This is a genomic window from Ruegeria sp. AD5, from assembly GCF_056542345.1.
On record NZ_JBQFZR010000003.1, the window covers coordinates 196,182 to 211,582 of the forward strand.

At 58.8% G+C, this 15,401-nt stretch carries 18 protein-coding genes; 13 read left to right on the forward strand and 5 right to left on the reverse strand.

Annotated elements, in window-relative coordinates; all coding sequences use genetic code 11:
- Positions 1 to 65 precede the first annotated feature (65 nt).
- The 7 genes from ACR0JG_RS17330 (at position 66) to ACR0JG_RS17360 (ending at position 6,570) form a co-directional block, all read left to right on the forward strand.
- On the forward strand, positions 66 to 1,769 hold the full coding sequence (locus tag ACR0JG_RS17330; RefSeq protein WP_480571442.1) for an acyl-CoA dehydrogenase family protein: 1,704 nt from the start codon (positions 66 to 68) through the stop codon (positions 1,767 to 1,769).
- The gene (locus ACR0JG_RS17335; protein WP_170423666.1) at positions 1,769 to 2,815 is read left to right on the forward strand and encodes an MBL fold metallo-hydrolase; all 1,047 of its coding nucleotides are present in this window, start codon (positions 1,769 to 1,771) and stop codon (positions 2,813 to 2,815) included. Before ACR0JG_RS17330 ends, ACR0JG_RS17335 begins: the two co-directional genes overlap by 1 nt.
- Before the next feature lie 4 nt (positions 2,816 to 2,819).
- Positions 2,820 to 3,269 carry a DUF6173 family protein gene (locus ACR0JG_RS17340; RefSeq protein WP_170395701.1) on the forward strand — a complete coding sequence of 150 codons (450 nt, stop codon included), beginning with the start codon at positions 2,820 to 2,822 and terminating at the stop codon, positions 3,267 to 3,269.
- Between the two features lie 64 nt (positions 3,270 to 3,333).
- Entirely contained in the window at positions 3,334 to 5,172 is a 1,839-nt protein-coding gene (locus ACR0JG_RS17345; RefSeq protein ID WP_480571445.1) for a glycerophosphodiester phosphodiesterase family protein, read from the forward strand.
- On the forward strand, positions 5,159 to 5,713 hold the full coding sequence (locus ACR0JG_RS17350) for a hypothetical protein (RefSeq protein WP_170513842.1): 555 nt from the start codon (positions 5,159 to 5,161) through the stop codon (positions 5,711 to 5,713). The genes ACR0JG_RS17345 and ACR0JG_RS17350 overlap by 14 nt, the downstream gene beginning before the upstream one ends.
- 68 nt (positions 5,714 to 5,781) lie before the next feature.
- On the forward strand, positions 5,782 to 5,916 hold the full coding sequence (locus ACR0JG_RS17355) for an aa3-type cytochrome c oxidase subunit IV (protein WP_170395707.1): 135 nt from the start codon (positions 5,782 to 5,784) through the stop codon (positions 5,914 to 5,916).
- A gap of 21 nt (positions 5,917 to 5,937) precedes the next feature.
- Positions 5,938 to 6,570: a hypothetical protein gene (locus ACR0JG_RS17360; protein ID WP_480571448.1), complete on the forward strand. Its 633-nt coding sequence runs from the start codon at positions 5,938 to 5,940 to the stop codon at positions 6,568 to 6,570.
- Here ACR0JG_RS17360 and ACR0JG_RS17365 read toward each other — a convergent pair.
- Together ACR0JG_RS17365 and ACR0JG_RS17370 are read right to left on the reverse strand one after the other, a co-directional pair.
- Complete coding sequence (locus tag ACR0JG_RS17365; protein WP_170395711.1) at positions 6,559 to 6,891, reverse strand: AzlD domain-containing protein; 333 nt, start codon at positions 6,889 to 6,891, stop codon at positions 6,559 to 6,561. The two genes, ACR0JG_RS17360 and ACR0JG_RS17365, sit on opposite strands and share 12 nt — an antisense overlap.
- Entirely contained in the window at positions 6,888 to 7,598 is a 711-nt protein-coding gene (locus ACR0JG_RS17370; protein ID WP_170408370.1) for an AzlC family ABC transporter permease, read from the reverse strand. The genes ACR0JG_RS17365 and ACR0JG_RS17370 overlap by 4 nt, the downstream gene beginning before the upstream one ends.
- Before the next feature lie 49 nt (positions 7,599 to 7,647).
- Between ACR0JG_RS17370 and ACR0JG_RS17375 the strand changes: the two genes are divergently transcribed.
- The 4 genes from ACR0JG_RS17375 to ACR0JG_RS17390 are packed head-to-tail and all read left to right on the forward strand — an operon-like array spanning position 7,648 to position 10,937.
- Positions 7,648 to 8,538, forward strand: a complete 891-nt coding sequence (locus tag ACR0JG_RS17375; protein ID WP_170423927.1) for a formate dehydrogenase accessory sulfurtransferase FdhD — start codon at positions 7,648 to 7,650, stop codon at positions 8,536 to 8,538.
- Positions 8,531 to 9,187 carry a molybdenum cofactor guanylyltransferase MobA gene (gene mobA / locus ACR0JG_RS17380; protein WP_170423674.1) on the forward strand — a complete coding sequence of 219 codons (657 nt, stop codon included), beginning with the start codon at positions 8,531 to 8,533 and terminating at the stop codon, positions 9,185 to 9,187. The genes ACR0JG_RS17375 and mobA overlap by 8 nt, the downstream gene beginning before the upstream one ends.
- Positions 9,184 to 9,675, forward strand: coding sequence for a molybdopterin-guanine dinucleotide biosynthesis protein B (gene mobB / locus ACR0JG_RS17385; RefSeq protein ID WP_480571452.1), 492 nt, complete (start codon positions 9,184 to 9,186; stop codon positions 9,673 to 9,675). Before mobA ends, mobB begins: the two co-directional genes overlap by 4 nt.
- Positions 9,672 to 10,937 carry a molybdenum cofactor synthesis domain-containing protein gene (locus ACR0JG_RS17390; RefSeq protein WP_480571455.1) on the forward strand — a complete coding sequence of 422 codons (1,266 nt, stop codon included), beginning with the start codon at positions 9,672 to 9,674 and terminating at the stop codon, positions 10,935 to 10,937. Before mobB ends, ACR0JG_RS17390 begins: the two co-directional genes overlap by 4 nt.
- Here the strand turns inward: ACR0JG_RS17390 and ACR0JG_RS17395 are convergent.
- From ACR0JG_RS17395 to ACR0JG_RS17405, 3 genes are all read right to left on the reverse strand, one after another.
- Positions 10,934 to 11,926, reverse strand: a complete 993-nt coding sequence (locus ACR0JG_RS17395) for a hypothetical protein (RefSeq protein WP_480571458.1) — start codon at positions 11,924 to 11,926, stop codon at positions 10,934 to 10,936. The genes ACR0JG_RS17390 and ACR0JG_RS17395 overlap by 4 nt on opposite strands.
- A 14-nt stretch (positions 11,927 to 11,940) precedes the next feature.
- Positions 11,941 to 12,411, reverse strand: coding sequence for a transcription elongation factor GreA (greA, locus tag ACR0JG_RS17400; RefSeq protein ID WP_170395722.1), 471 nt, complete (start codon positions 12,409 to 12,411; stop codon positions 11,941 to 11,943).
- Positions 12,412 to 12,645: 234 nt separating this feature from the next.
- Positions 12,646 to 13,026 carry a VOC family protein gene (locus ACR0JG_RS17405; protein WP_480571461.1) on the reverse strand — a complete coding sequence of 127 codons (381 nt, stop codon included), beginning with the start codon at positions 13,024 to 13,026 and terminating at the stop codon, positions 12,646 to 12,648.
- Positions 13,027 to 13,115: 89 nt separating this feature from the next.
- Here ACR0JG_RS17405 and soxR point away from each other — a divergent pair, with 89 nt between their 5' ends.
- Together soxR and ACR0JG_RS17415 are read left to right on the forward strand one after the other, a co-directional pair.
- Positions 13,116 to 13,571 carry a redox-sensitive transcriptional activator SoxR gene (gene soxR, locus ACR0JG_RS17410; RefSeq protein WP_170395726.1) on the forward strand — a complete coding sequence of 152 codons (456 nt, stop codon included), beginning with the start codon at positions 13,116 to 13,118 and terminating at the stop codon, positions 13,569 to 13,571.
- A gap of 136 nt (positions 13,572 to 13,707) precedes the next feature.
- Positions 13,708 to 15,354, forward strand: coding sequence for an electron transfer flavoprotein-ubiquinone oxidoreductase (locus ACR0JG_RS17415; protein WP_170513865.1), 1,647 nt, complete (start codon positions 13,708 to 13,710; stop codon positions 15,352 to 15,354).
- Positions 15,355 to 15,401: the final 47 nt, after the last annotated feature.

Below are 15,401 nucleotides of genomic sequence, written 5' to 3' on the forward strand. Positions count from 1 at the left end.
GAATACCGGCGTGGGGCCGGGATTCCAACCCCACGCTGACAACTTGCCAGAACCAGAGGGAAACCATGCCCTATCGCGCCCCGATCTCAGACTATGAATTCCTGTTCCGCAACGTGATCGGCTTTGACCAGATCGCCGCGACCGAAAAGTTCTCGGAAGCCAGCGAGGATGTGGTTAGCGCCATTCTGACCGAAGCCGGGAAGATGTGCGAAGAGATCATGGCCCCGCTTCAACGCCCTGGTGATCTGGAGCCCGCGCGGCTGGAGAACGGCGTGCTGCGGACCTCTCCGGGCTATGCCGAGGGCTGGAGGGCGATTGCCGAAGGCGGCTGGATCGGGATGAGCGGCGATCCCGAATATGGCGGTATGGGTCTGCCCATGACCATGACCACTGCCGTGAATGAGATGATGAGTGCTGCTTGCCTGTCGCTGCAACTGGCCCCGCTGATGACCCAAGGTCAGATCGAGGCGCTGGAGCATCACGCAAGCGATGCGTTGAAGGCGCTCTATCTGCCCAAGATGATGGCGGGTGAATGGTCAGGCACCATGAACCTGACCGAACCGCAGGCCGGATCGGATGTGGGCGCGCTGACCTCGAAGGCCGAAGACAATGGCGACGGCACCTATTCGGTGACCGGGCAGAAGATCTATATCTCTTGGGGCGACAACGACTTTGCCGAGAATGTCTGCCATCTTGTTCTGGCCCGCCTGCCAGACGGTGTTCCGGGGACCAAGGGGATTTCGCTGTTTCTGGTGCCGAAATACATCCCCGACGAGAACGGCAACCCCGGCGTGGCCAATGACCTCAAGGTGGTCTCGCTGGAACACAAAATGGGCCTGCACGGCTCGCCAACCTGCGTGATGCAATATGACGGGGCCAAAGGCTGGCTGGTCGGCAAGGAACATGGCGGGATGGCCGCGATGTTCACCATGATGAACAACGCGCGTTTGGGCGTGGGTGGCGAAGGTGTGGGTGTCGCCGAAGGGGCCTACCAGCATGCGCTGGCCTATGCGTTGGAGCGTAAACAGGGCAAGACGCCCTCGGGCGCGATCATCGACCATGCGGATGTGCGGCGGATGCTGATGTCGATGCGCGCAGATGTGTTTGCGGCGCGGGCGATCATGCTGGCCAATGCAGCTGCAATCGACATGGCGCAGGCCACGGGTGAGGCCGATTGGGCGGCACGTGCGGCGCTGCTGACGCCGATCTGCAAGGCTTTTGGCACCGAGACCGGCATGCGCGTTTCCGAGACCGGCGTTCAAGTGCATGGTGGCATGGGCTTCATCGAAGAAACTGGTGCTGCACAATATTATCGCGATGTCCGTGTGACCGCGATCTACGAGGGCACCAATGGTATTCAGGCCATGGACCTCGTAGCGCGCAAGATGATGGATGGGGGTGAGGCGGCCTCGAACCTTCTGGATGAGATCGAGGATCAAGCCGAGAAGGCGCGCGCCACGATGCCTGAACTTGCTGGTCCTGTTTGGGAAGCTTCCGAGTCGCTGCGGGAAGCGACGGAGTGGCTCGTTGCTCAATCGGATATGAACAACCGGTTTGCTGGCGCGGCTTCGTATCTAAAAGCGTTCGCGCGGGTTCTGGGCGGGCATTACCATTTGTCAGCGGCTCTGGCCGATCCCGATGGACCGCGCGCCAAGTTGGCACGCTATTATATCAATGTGCTGCTGCCTGAACATACGGGCTTGCTTGCGCAGGCGCAGAACGGGGCGGATGACCTCTATGCCCTCAACCCAGAGGAACTGGCGGTTTGATGGATGGCGAGGCTCCGCAAGTGATGCGATATCCGTGGGAGGAACCACCCGCTCCTGGCGAATGGGTCGAAGTTGCAGAAGGAGTTCTGTGGATCAGGCTGCCTTTGCCGATGGCGCTGGATCATGTGAATGTCTATGCATTGGATGATGGCGACGGCTGGACCATCGTCGACACAGGGCTTTCTTCAAAGAAAACACGGGGAATCTGGCAGGCCCTGATGGAAGGGCCATTGGCTGGCAAACCCGTCCGTCGCGTTGTCGTGACTCATCACCATCCTGACCATGTCGGCAATGCGGGCTGGTTCCAGTCCGAGCATGGTGCAGAACTGGTCACCAGTCGTACCGCATGGTTGTTCGCGCGTATGCTGACGCTGGATGTGCAAGAGAATTGGCCGAAGGAAACGTTGGATTATTACCGCAGCGCGGGGATGGATCCGGACGTGCTGGCCGGTCGGATGGCCGAGCGTCCGTTCAACTTTGCAGACGCCGTGTACCCTATGCCGCTGGGATTTACCCGTGTCAAACAGGGCGACGTGATCCGCATGGGTGGCCGCGACTGGGATGTTCACATGGGCAACGGCCATGCGCCTGAGCATTGCACCTTCTGGAGCCGCGAGGACAATCTGGTGCTGACCGGCGATCAGATCCTCAGTTCGATCAGTTCCAACTTGGGCGTCTATGCCACCGAGCCGATGGCCGATCCGGTGGCCGACTGGTTGGAGGCGTGTGAACGCCTGCAACCGCTGGCCCGGCCCGATCATTTGGTTTTGGGCGGGCACAAACTGCCGTTCACCGGGTTGCCGATCCGCATGCGGCAGTTGATCGATAACCACCACGGCGCGCTGGAGCGTCTGCTGAACGATCTCGATCAACCCAAAACTGCCGCCGAGTGCTTTGCCCCGCTGTTCAAGCGCCAGATCAGGGGCGGGGAATACGGCCTCGCGCTGGTCGAGGCGGTTGCACATATGAACCATCTCTACCACATTGGAGCTGTCGCCCGGACGCGGCGCGCGGACGGAGCTTGGGAATATCAGCGCAAAGGGTAGAGCAATGGACAAGATCGAAACCTCAGCCGAGGCAGCGGAATCTGCGGCGTTGCCGCGGTGCTATGAGGTGCACGCCAACCCTGAAGCGGCATCGGGGAACAAGGATTTGCCCAAGCCATTGCAAAAGCCGGTCGAAAGCAAAAGCCCTGCTCAATGGGCCTATGAGCGGCTGATCATGTATATTCAGAATTTCGAGAAGACTCTGGATGGCGATCACGAGGTTGCCATGGGATTTACCGGTGGTGATGCCGGTGTAATGCGGATCGAGGGCATGGGCTATTTCGATCCGGATGTGATTACCTTCTATGGCTCGGACGGAGGCGGCGCCAAAACGCAGCTCGTCCAGCATGTCAGCCAGTTGAATGTGATGCTGCGTGCCTTGCCGAAATCGATCGAGGATAAACCAGCCAACCGCATTGGTTTCCGGCTGGCGGCTGATCTGGAAGAAAGCTGACGCCCACTCTTGCAATTCACACTTACGCAGCCTTGAATGGATAGACCATTCAGGAGGCAACCGCGTGACCAATTTCTCAGCCGTTACAACTGCCTACCGGGGCGCATGGGCGCGGCGGCGCGTGTTTGTGCCTGTTTATTTCGCCGTCCGGTTGCTGCTGGTTGCACTGATCGCTCCGGGCGTTGCCATCGCCGTCAATCTTGCTGTCTCATTGTCTGATCAATCGGCGCTGACGGATCAGGACATTGCGATGTTCCTGCTGTCACCAGCGGGCTTCATCGCGGCGGTTGTAGTTCTCAGCCTGTTCTTACTGGCCGAGGTCTTTGTCTTCTCGGTCATGGCCGGATCATTGCGGATGGGTGAGCGTGACCCTTGGCGCGCGGGCAGTGCTTCCATCCGGTTGATCCTGACGCGTTTACCTGCGCTTTTCGGCTTTGCCGCACGGTTCATTTTGCGTGTGCTGGTACTTGCGCTGCCTTTTGTCGCCGTGGCTGGCCTGATCGCCTGGTGGATGCTGACTGAATACGACATCAACTATTACCTCACCTTCCACCCGCCTTCATTCTGGGTGGCGGTAGTGCTGATCGGATTTGTGGTGCTGTGTCTGGCTTGGGTTCTGATCCGCAGGCTCTCGGCCTGGGCGCTGTCGCTGCATCTTGTATTATTTGAGGGCTGCAAACCCGCCGAGGCCTTCTCCGCCAGCACGGATCGAATGGAAGGCAAACGCGGTCGCCTCAAGATCGAGCTTGGCCTTTGGCTTGCGATGCGTCTCGTGATCGCCGCGCTGATTGCCTTTGTGGCCGGACTGTTGTTCGATCTGGTACCGTTGCAGGAAAGCACGAACCTGCGCTTTGCGCTGATCTTCAGTATGATCGTAGCGGGCCTCTGGTCGCTGGCTGGGCTTGTGCTTGCAGCCGTCGCTCTGGGAGCATTGGCGGTTCTGCTGGATGGGTTCTTCGACACACAAGGCCGAGAGGTCCCTCATCCCGAACCAGGCAACCTGCGCGCGCCGCTTTACGCTGTGGTCGGTGGCGCGGCAATCGCCCTGCTGATCGGGCTCTGGTCCGGGCAGGAGTTGCTGGTCCGCATTCAGGCCCCCGATCATGCGGATGTCATTGGTCATAGAGGTGCGGCGGCGATAAGGCCGGAAAATACCATGGCGGCAGTGTTGAAGGCTATCGAAGATGGCGCCGATTGGGTTGAGATCGACGTTCAGGAGACCGCGGATGGTGTGGTCATCATCGCGCATGACAGCGATTTCATGAAACTGGCTGGTGTGCCGCTCAAGGTCTGGGACGCGACCATGGAGGATGTGGCCGAGATCGATATCGGCAGTTGGTTCGGCCCCGAATATGCCTCGGAACGGACGCCCACGCTGCGCGATGTTCTGGAAGCTGCGAAGGGCAAATCCAAGGTCATCATCGAGCTGAAATACTATGGCCATGACGTCGACCTGGAAAACCGAGTCGCCACAATTGTCGAAGAGATGGGGATGCAGGACGACATCGCCACCATGTCGCTGAAATACCCGGCAGTACAGAAGATGAAAGCGCTGCGCCCCAATTGGCGGGCAGGCGTTCTGGCCGCGACCGCCATCGGCAATCTGTCGGGGCTTGAGGGCGATTTTGTGGCCGTAAATGCGGCGACGGTGTCTCCGGGTCTGATCCGCTCGGTCCATGAGGCGGGCAAGGACATCTATGTATGGACGGTGAATGACCCGCTACAGATGTCGGCCATGGCATCGATGGGGGTCGACGGGCTGATCACCGATCGTCCTGCCATGGCTCGCGAAGTACTTCGTGTTCGTGCCGAGATGGGACCGGGCGAGCGTCTGATGCTATGGTTGGCGACGACATTCGGGTTGTCCATTGATACTGCCGAGATGCGTGATGCGGAACCATAAACTGGTCGCCCTTCTGGCCTGTTGCGCGCTGCCTGCAGCCGCGCAGGACCTGATGCGTAGCGTGGAAATGCCCGCTCATCGGGCATTGGCCGACACGATGGAAGGTGCTGAACTGACCCCCTTTGAAACGGATGGCTGTTCGGGCGGGTTGTCGTCGAGCTGGCGCTTGGTGGCCGAGACCTTTCCAAAGTTCAGCCTGCTTTATGAAGAACACCCGCCATGGGAGTACTGCTGCGTTACTCACGATCGCGCCTATCACAACGCAGGTGGCGCGTCGCAGGCTGGGGCCAGTTATAACGCCCGCCTCGCTGCCGATGACACCTTGCGCGCCTGTGTCAAAACCCACGGCGAAAGCCATGCTGATGAATATGCCGAACGCTATGATATGACGCCGGATCAAATCCGCTCGGTCCATTCGATCACGTCTGAAGCGATGTACATGGCGGTACGTTTTGGGGGCGGTCCCTGTAGCGGGCTGCCGTGGCGCTGGGGGTTCGGTTATCCGGGCTGCACCATCTTTGGCCCAACTGCGCGCGAATGACGTCGTGACAGGCCCTGAATTTTGCATTATCCAACATTTCAAACACGCGAATTGGGATTCTAATAAACATGGCTGATCACAAGCACGGCGAGATGGACATCACCGTTCAAACAAAAACCTTTGACGGTTTCATCAAATTCACCACGTGGTGCGTGGTGGCAATTGTACTCCTTTGCCTGTTCCTGGCGGTCTTTGCGGCCTAAACGGTACACGAGGCGCATCTCTTGTTCAGGATTCTGATTGCCTGCCTGCTGGCAGTGACAATTGCGGGTTGCGCGGGATCGCAGCGCCCGCAGGCTGATCCCTCGGAAATCGTGGCCCGGTCCTATCGTGATCCGGGGCCATCGACACTGACGCTCTATACGATGATCAGCACGCGCACCGGATCGGGGGCACACACGTCGCTGATGATCAGCGGCAGCGAGCGGGTCATATTTGATCCTGCCGGATCGTTCCGGGCGGATGTGGTGCCGATCAAGAATGATGTCCTTTATGGCATCACGCCAAATGTCGAACGCGCCTATCGTAGCAGTCATGCGCGCGAGACGCATTATGCCCGTATTCAGACGATCGAAGTGACGCCACAGCAGGCCGAGATCGCGCTGCAACTGGCCAAGCAGATGGGCCCGGTTTCGCAGGCTTTTTGTGCAAATTCAACCTCGCAATTGCTGCAACAGGTCCCGGGGTTCGAGCAATTCAAAACAACATTCTACCCGGTGAAGCTATCCGATCAGTTTGGTCAGATTCCAGGCGTTGTCACCACGGACTATCGTGAGAATGACTCGGCTGATCTTCAGCAGGGGCTGGCGGAAAACAATGCGCGCCTCAATCAGCTTGAAGCGATCTCAACCAACTAGGTACAGCAGACCGTAAAGCGTGGCGGCCCCTGAAAAGATGGCCGCTATGACGTTCTTCGTTACAATTCCCACCGTCAACGCAACTGCCGCAGCCGCCATGCGCGGCATATCCGGTTGTCCTTCGGTGGCCGTGGGCCAGACTACCAAAGGTGCGATCAGGGCAGGCAGAATCGCCACTGCTGTGTACCTCAGGTGCCGCAGAAGCCAGGGCGGCATCGGGCGGTCGCCAACCAGCCCGATAAAGGTAAAGCGCAGAAGGTAGCTGCCTATCGCCAGACCTACGATGATGATCCACATGGTTGTCGGGTCGATCTGCGTCATGACTTTTTCCGCTCTAACATCAATTCAGCCCGTGCACCTGCCATCATCCCGGCTATCCCTGCGATCAACAGTCCAAGATTGAACGGCACTGCCACGCACAGCAGGGCGACAACAATCGCCACCAGCGCGGCTACAACATGCGCCATGGTGCGCATCATCGGTCCGATCATGGACAAGAACGTGATCGGCAGCGCAAAATCCAGAGCCCAGCTTTCCGGAATCTGCGCCCCCAGAACAGCACCCAGATAAGTGGCGAGTATCCAAAGCGGCGTGATCGGCGTGACCGAGCCGACAAAATACGCCATGCGCTGAGGCACGGACATATCCGGTTCTTTCTCGAATCGGACAATCGAACAGGCGTAAGACTGATCAACAATAAGATAGGCTCCAAGGGCCCGTTGCCACAGCGGAGCCGCCCCCAGATAAGGGGTCAGTGAAGCCGAATACATGGCCACCCGCAGGTTCACAGCCAGGGCCGAGATCAGAACGATAACCGTTGGTGTATTGTCCTGCAGCAATTGCAATGCGGTGAACTGAGCAGCGCCGGCAAACACCGTGGCGGAAAAGGCCATCGTCTGGATGATATCCAGCCCTGCTTCTGTGGCAAAAACACCAAACAGAAGGCCAAAGGGCATGGCGACGAAGATAAACGGCGTCCCGTCGCGAAAACCTTTCCAGAAGTATGACTTGGATGTGGCAGAGGCCATGGCTAAATCCTATGGTGACGCGAGCAGCAGTAGCCGTCTTGGGAAGGGGTTGCAATTGGCCACGGAGATCGACCTGTCAGACTACCTCATTGCGCCCGATCCGGGGGCTGCCCGCCTGACGCGCGGTGTCGAGGGTGTGGACCAGAATGGTGAGATAAGTCAGATCTCAGTGGTCGAGGAACGCCCGCTGACCATTTTCCTCAACTCACAGGAAATCGTGACGGCAATGACCATCGGCGACTATCCTGAATACCTTGCGCTCGGGTTTCTGCGTAATCAGGGGATGCTGCTTGCAGATGATGAAATTACTCGGGTCGACTATGACGACGATCTGGAAACCGTGGTCGTGCGTACAGCGCGTGAGACCTCATACGAGGACAAGCTGAAGAAGAAGACCCGCACCAGCGGTTGCGCAGTAGGCACTGTGTTCGGAGACATGATGGAGGGGCTAGAGGACGTGCGCCTGCCACAGGTCTCGGTGCGCACCTCGTGGCTGTATGAGTTGGCATCCAAGATCAACCGCACCCCGTCTCTGTACCTTGAGGCGGGTGCCATCCATGGCACGGTGCTTTGTCATGAAAGCCACCCGTTGGTCTATATGGAAGACGTGGGCCGCCATAACGCGGTCGACAAGATCGCAGGCTGGATGCTCTCCGAGGGTGCGACTGCGTCTGACAAGATCCTCTATACGACCGGTCGTTTGACCTCGGAAATGGTGATCAAAACGGCGATGATGGGCATCCCTGTTCTTGCTTCGCGATCGGGATTCACCGCCTGGGGTGTCGAGATCGCGCGCGAGGTCGGTTTGACTCTGATCGGCCGGATGCGCGGGCAGCGGTTCGTGTGTTTGTCGGGCGAAGACCGATTGGTGCGCGATGTTGATCCGTCGAGCGTGGCGATTGAGGACAAAAAACATCGCAGGAAAAGTGCCGATGGCTGAACAGTCGCAAAAACCGCTGGGGGTTATTCTGGCAGGTGGCCTCGCTACGCGGATGGGGGGCGGTGATAAAGGGCTGTTGCAGATCGGCGGGCAGAGCCTGCTGGATCGGGTGATAGACAGGCTGCGCCCTCAGGTCGGCGGGCTGGCTTTGAACGCCAACGGCGATGCCGAACGGTTTGCCCGCTTGAACTTGCCGGTTGTTTCGGACTCGATCGAGGGCTTTGCAGGACCGCTGGCCGGCGTTTTGGCCGGGCTTGATTGGGCCGCTGAACAGGGCGCTCAATCTATCGTGACGGTTGCGGCGGATACTCCGTTCTTTCCGCATGATCTTGTGGCGCAACTGGTGCACGCATCCGAAGGTCAGAAATACCCCCTTGTTCTGGCAACCACCCCGCGCACGGGTGACGAGGCTTTGAAATCCGGCGGCGGCAAGCGGGTCAATCGGCACCCGACCTTTGGGCTCTGGCCGGTGGCATTGCGCGATGATCTGAGGGAGGCGTTGAACGCTGGATTGCGCAAGGTTGTCCTGTGGACTGACCAGCATGATGGGCGAGAGGCGCTGTTTTCGGCCCTGCCGTTTGATCCGTTCTTCAACGTCAACACTCCCGATGATCTGGCCCGCGCTGAAACCTTGTTGGAGCAGGTATGAGGGTCTACGGCGTCACCGGTTGGAAAAACGCGGGCAAAACCGGCCTAGTGGAACGGCTGGTGGCTGAAATCACCGGACGTGGGTATACCGTTTCCACCGTTAAACATGCGCATCATTCCGTCGACGTCGACCAGCCGGGTACCGACAGCCAGCGGCATCGCGCGGCGGGTGCGTCCGAAGTGCTGTTGGCATCCGGCCAGCGGATCGCACTGATGCAGGAGTTGCGCGGTGCGCCCGAGCCGAAGCTGGACACCTTGCTGTCGCGTTTGTCTCCGGTCGATCTGGTGTTGATCGAAGGCTTCAAGCGCGAGCGTCATCCCAAGATCGAAGCGTTTCGCTCTGAACCCGGAAATCCGCTGATCGCCACGGAGGATGAGACGGTTCGCGCGGTTGCAAGTGATACGCCTTTGGAATTGGATTGCCCGGTGTTTGATCTGGATGATACGGCGGCCATTGCAGATTTCATCCTGGAAGAGGTCGGATTATGAGCACGCCGGATATCTCACCTCCGCCCTTGCGCAATGATTGTTTCGCCTTGCCTGCAGGGGTGAACTGGACACCCGTTGATGAGGCTCTGGCGCTTTTGCGAGACAGATTGTCGGTGGTAGCTGGGGTTGAAAACGTGCCCGTGATGCGGGCGGCGGGCCGAGTTCTGGCGGTGGACGTGTCGGCCAAACGATCAAACCCGCCTCAGCCCAACACCGCTGTCGATGGGTACGGATTTGCCGGTCCGGTGCCGGACGGACCCTGTGTCATGCCTTTGGTAGAGGGCCGGGCGGCTGCGGGTGTACCCTTTGACGGTGAGATCCCAGAGGGCCATGCGATACGCATTCTTACCGGAGCTGCACTGCCAAAGGGTGTTAATACGGTCATATTGGAAGAGGATGTGACCTTTGATCATGGGCACATTGCATTCCGAGGTCCGTTGAAACAGGGCGCGAACACGCGAAAGGCAGGCGAAGACGTGGTTGAAGGCGCGCTGACCTTGCCAGTTGGGCGGCGTTTAACACCAACGGATCTGGCGCTTTTGTCGGCGGTTGGTCTGGCTGAGGTTTCCGTCCGCAAGGTTTTGCGCGTCGGAGTGCTATCGACCGGGGATGAGTTGGTCGAGCCGGGTGACAGCGCCGGACTGGGGCAGATTTATGATGCCAATCGTCCGATGCTGCTGTCGCTGGCCGAGCGGATTGGATTCAAAGCGGTTGATCTTGGGCGCGCCGAGGATGATCGCGCGGCGCTGAAACAGCATTTGGATCGCGCGGTTCAGCAAGTGGATGTAATCCTGACCAGTGGCGGCGCCTCCGCCGGCGATGAAGATCACGTCTCGGCATTGTTGCGAGAGGCCGGGGCGATGCAGGAATGGCGCATCGCATTAAAACCCGGGCGACCATTGGCGCTGGGCATGTGGGGTCAGACGCCGGTGTTTGGCTTGCCGGGCAATCCGGTGGCAGCACTGGTTTGCACGTTGATCTTTGCCTGCCCGGCACTAAACCTGCTGGCCGGTGCAGGCTGGCAAGAGCCGCAAGGCTTCGACGTGCCCGCCGCTTTCGAAAAGCGCAAGAAACCGGGGCGTCGCGAATATCTGCGGGCACGAATCCGTGAAGGACGGGCCGAGGTGTTCCATTCGGAAGGATCTGGCCGGATCAGCGGGCTGAGCTGGGCCGAAGGCTTGGTCGAAATCGAGGACGGTGCCCGCGATATCAAGCCCGGCGATCTGGTGAGGTTCATACCCTACGGGAATTTTGGGCTTTAATCGAACGTCCCTGCGACACGCCCCACCAGCATGAAGGCACGCGCTGTGCGGGTTTCGCTCAGGGCTGTAAGCTCGGCATCGCTGGCATTAGGTTCGAACTCGACGATCATATGGTCAAAGCGGCGCAGGAAATGGTGTGCGGCATCGCGAAAGATCGGATCCTGTTTCATCCGCGCCGCAGTCAGCGCCAGTGACGAACGGTCCCGAATGCCACCCAAGGCAGCCACCGACCGCCCGCGCGCGCCTTGGGCAAATTGCCGCCAGACTTCGGGTCGCGCCATATCGGGGCGCAGGTCATCCATATAGATGCCTTCCTGGCTGAGAAGGGTCAGAACATCTTGTGAGGCCTGCACAAGTTTCGAGGTCTTGCGATCTTTCAATGCAAACCGCAGCGCGTTAAATCCCTCGGCATCGCTTTGCGTCTCGGGGAAGTTCAGGGCGCGGATAAAGATGTCGGTGGGCAACGGGGGCGCCATTTCTTCCGCTGAGGTGCCAAGTTCCAACGAAGTCTGATTGGCCATGTCCGGCGCGGGCCTTTGGGTGCGCCCGGGTTCACCGCGATTGGTCGAGAATGTCGCCAGCGCGCTCTCGGTCTTTTTTGCGCTTTCGGCGATTTCATCCAGTTTCTTGCCGACCGTCGGCTCATACGTGCTGGCCGCGCGTTGTTGCTGTACGACATAGCTGTTGCGGATCGCATCGATGGCTGTCTGCAGGCGGGCGCTTTCTTCGCGCATCACGCGGCTGGCGCGCATCGCGAGGGCTGCGACCCAGATCATTGCGACCGGCATGAACACCGCCAGGAAGGTGACGATGAACCCTCCTTGTTGCCCGCCGGGCAGTACCAGAAACACGACCGACACCACCAGCCAGATCAGGCTGAGAACAACTGCTGCAATCTCGATCTCGGTGACCGAACGGTGCGCCGGACGGTCGTAGATACCCAGCGAGGTGGGTTTCTCGGGTTCTTGCTCGGGTTCAGACCCTGACATGACAAACGCTCCGGTCAGGCGTATTCGATACTCAGAACTTCATAAGAGCGCACGCCTCCGGGGGTGCGGACCTCGACACTGTCGCCTTCTTCTTTGCCAATCAGGGCGCGGGCGATGGGGGATTTGATGTTCAGAAGGCCCGCTTCGATATTGGCCTCATACTCACCCACGATCTGCCAGGTCTTTTCTTCGTCGGTATCTTCATCCACCAACGTGACCTTCGCGCCGAACTTGATGGCCCCTGACAGTTTGGCCGGATCAATGACATCTGCCAGCGACAGGATGCCTTCAAGCTCTTTGATGCGGCCTTCGATAAAGCCCTGCTTTTCGCGCGCCGAGTGGTATTCGGCGTTTTCTTTCAGGTCGCCCAGTTCGCGGGCTGAGGCAATCGCCTCGATGATCGCCGGGCGCTCGACGGATTTCAGATTCTTCAGCTCTGCCTCGAGCGCGGCATTGCCCGAAGGCGTCATGGGGATCTTTTCCATTGTCTTGTCGTCCACGCAGAAATTGTTACGCCCCGCCGCACAATAGCGTCGGGGCGAAGGATGGGTTGGCATTTACCTGACCCAAATGAGGCGTGAATTGCAAGAGGGGCGGTGTGCGTTGTTAGTAAACTCGCAACTTAGCGCCGCCGTTCCGGGGGGCGGGTGCGCCTGTGGCGCTGTCCCAACAATTCTCCACTTCGCCAACGGCTGGCTTCGTGCCCAAGCCACAGCATCTCAATCATACTGAACCACTTCGAATTCGATGCCATTGTCATCTTCGAAATAGAACCGCTTGCCTGGCTCATAGTCTGCGTGGTTGTGCGGTTCAAATCCCGCTTTGCGGACCTTTTCCTCGGTGGCGTCGATATCCTCGACCAGCACACCTACATGGTTCAAGCCGCCCACGTAATCATAGCTGCATTCGCCTGATGGCTTGGGATCGCCGGGGGCGTAGAGTGCCAGATAGGTATGAGGGCTGCCCACATGCACCGTATAGCCACCGGCAATAGCAGGGCCTTCCCAGCGTGTTTTCCAGTCAAAGACTTTCTGCATCCACGCCGCAGATGCCTTTGGGTCGCGGACCGTGAAATTAGTATGTTCCAGCGTCGCCATCATGGGATTCTCCTTCCAATTTGAGGCTTGTCCCGACTCACTGTAATTTCTAAACCTAACTTTAGGTCAAGAGATTTCTTTGGGAGGATGTAATGGTTGTTTCGGAAGGTCTGGCGATTGGAGCATTGGCCCGGCGCACTGGGTTGGCAGTGTCGGCGATCCGATACTACGAGGCGCAAGGTTTGATATCTCCATGGCGTAACGCGGGTGGGCAGCGGCGTTATCAGCGCGCCGATATCCGACGGCTAAGCTTTGTGATGATCGCGCAGCAATTCGGTCTAACTTTGCCCGAGATCCGCGAGGTATTGTCGGGCTTGCCAGGAAACCGCACACCGACGCCTCAGGACTGGAAGAGTATCAGCGAACGGCTGCGCACGCATCTGGATCAGCGAATCGATACGCTGATGCGACTGCGCGACAATCTGGATGGATGTATTGGTTGCGGCTGCCTCAGCCTGCCGAAATGCAAGCTTTACAACCCCGATGACAGGGCCAAATCCCATGGTAGCGGTCCCAGATACCTTATGGGGGACGCACCCGAAGCCTGAAGTGTCGAATAGCGGCGTTGTTACGCCGTGTTTCGATTGACCAAAGTCTTTATGACCATGTAATCAGCCGTGAAACAATATTGCGCCGACCGCATGAAGAAAGCGCCAATTCGGAAAGTTAGCTAAGGAGCCCGCGATGGCCGAGATTGAACGCGAAGCGATGGAATATGACGTGGTGATCGTGGGTGCTGGCCCTGCGGGCCTGTCTGCGGCCATCCGTCTGAAACAGCTGGATGCCGACCTGAACGTCGTGGTTCTAGAGAAGGGTTCGGAAGTGGGTGCGCATATCCTGTCGGGTGCGGTGCTGGACCCTTGTGGTCTGGATGCTCTGATCCCCGATTGGAAGGAAAAGGGTGCCCCGCTGAACGTGCCTGTGCATGAAGACAATTTCTACATGCTGGGCGAGGCTGGCAAGATCCGCATCCCCAATTTCCCGATGCCGCCGCTGATGAACAACCACGGCAACTACATCGTTTCGATGGGCAATGTCTGCCGCTGGATGGCAGAGCAGGCCGAAGAACTAGGCGTCGAAATCTTCCCCGGCATGGCCTGTTCCGAGCTGGTCTACGGTGAGAACGGTGAAGTCAAAGGCGTTGTAGCCGGTGTATTTGGTCTGGAGCCAGACGGATCCTACGGCCCCAACACCGAGCCGGGCATGGAACTGCATGGCAAATATGTCTTCCTGTCGGAAGGCGTGCGCGGCTCACTGTCCAAGGAAGTCATCGCCAAATACGACCTGTCTGCCGGTAAAGAGCCGCAGAAATACGGCGTCGGCATGAAAGAGATCTGGGAGATCGACCCGGCCAAGCACAAAGAAGGCTCGGTCACGCACACCATGGGTTGGCCGCTGGGCAGCAACGCGGGTGGCGGGTCGTTCATCTATCACCTTGAAAACAATCAGGTCTATGTCGGTTTTGTGGTCCACCTTAACTACAAGAACCCGCACCTGTACCCCTACATGGAATTCCAGCGCTTCAAGCATCACCCGATGGTGGCTGACCTGCTTAAGGGCGGCAAGCGTGTGGCTTATGGTGCCCGCGCGATCACCGAGGGTGGCTACCAGTCGATGCCGAAACTGGTCGCACCGGGTGTTGCGCTGTTGGGTTGCTCGGCGGGCATGGTCAACGTGCCGCGCATCAAGGGCAACCACAACGCGATGCTGTCAGGCAAGGCCGCGGCCGAGGCCGCCTATGATGCCATCAAGGCCGAGCGTTCGGGTGATGAGCTGACCGCTTATGAGGCCAACGTTCGCGATGGTGCAATCGGCTCGGATCTGAAGAAGGTGCGCAACGTCAAACCTCTTTGGTCGAAATACGGCCTGACCGCCAGCCTGGTACTGGGCGGTATGGACATGTGGACCAATACGCTGGGCTTCTCGCTGTTGGGCACGCTGGGCCACGGCAAGAACGACGCGGAATCGACCGAAGATGCCAGCAAGCATCAACCCATCGACTACCCGAAACCCGATGGCACACTGTCCTTTGACCGCCTGACGAACGTATCGTTTGCGGCCACCAATCACGAGGAAAGCCAGCCTTGCCATCTGAAACTGGCCGACCCGGACATCCCGGTTAAGGTCAACCTGCCCAAATTCGACGAGCCGGCACAGCGTTACTGCCCCGCAGGCGTCTATGAGATGGTCGAGGATGAAGACGGGCCGCGATTCGTGATCAACTTCCAGAACTGTGTTCACTGCAAGACCTGTGACATCAAGGATCCCAGCCAGAACATCACCTGGACTACACCGCAGGGCGGCGACGGGCCGAACTACCCCAATATGTAGGCAAGAACACGGGCGTTGGCAGGGTCGTGAAGGCTCTGCCATTGCCT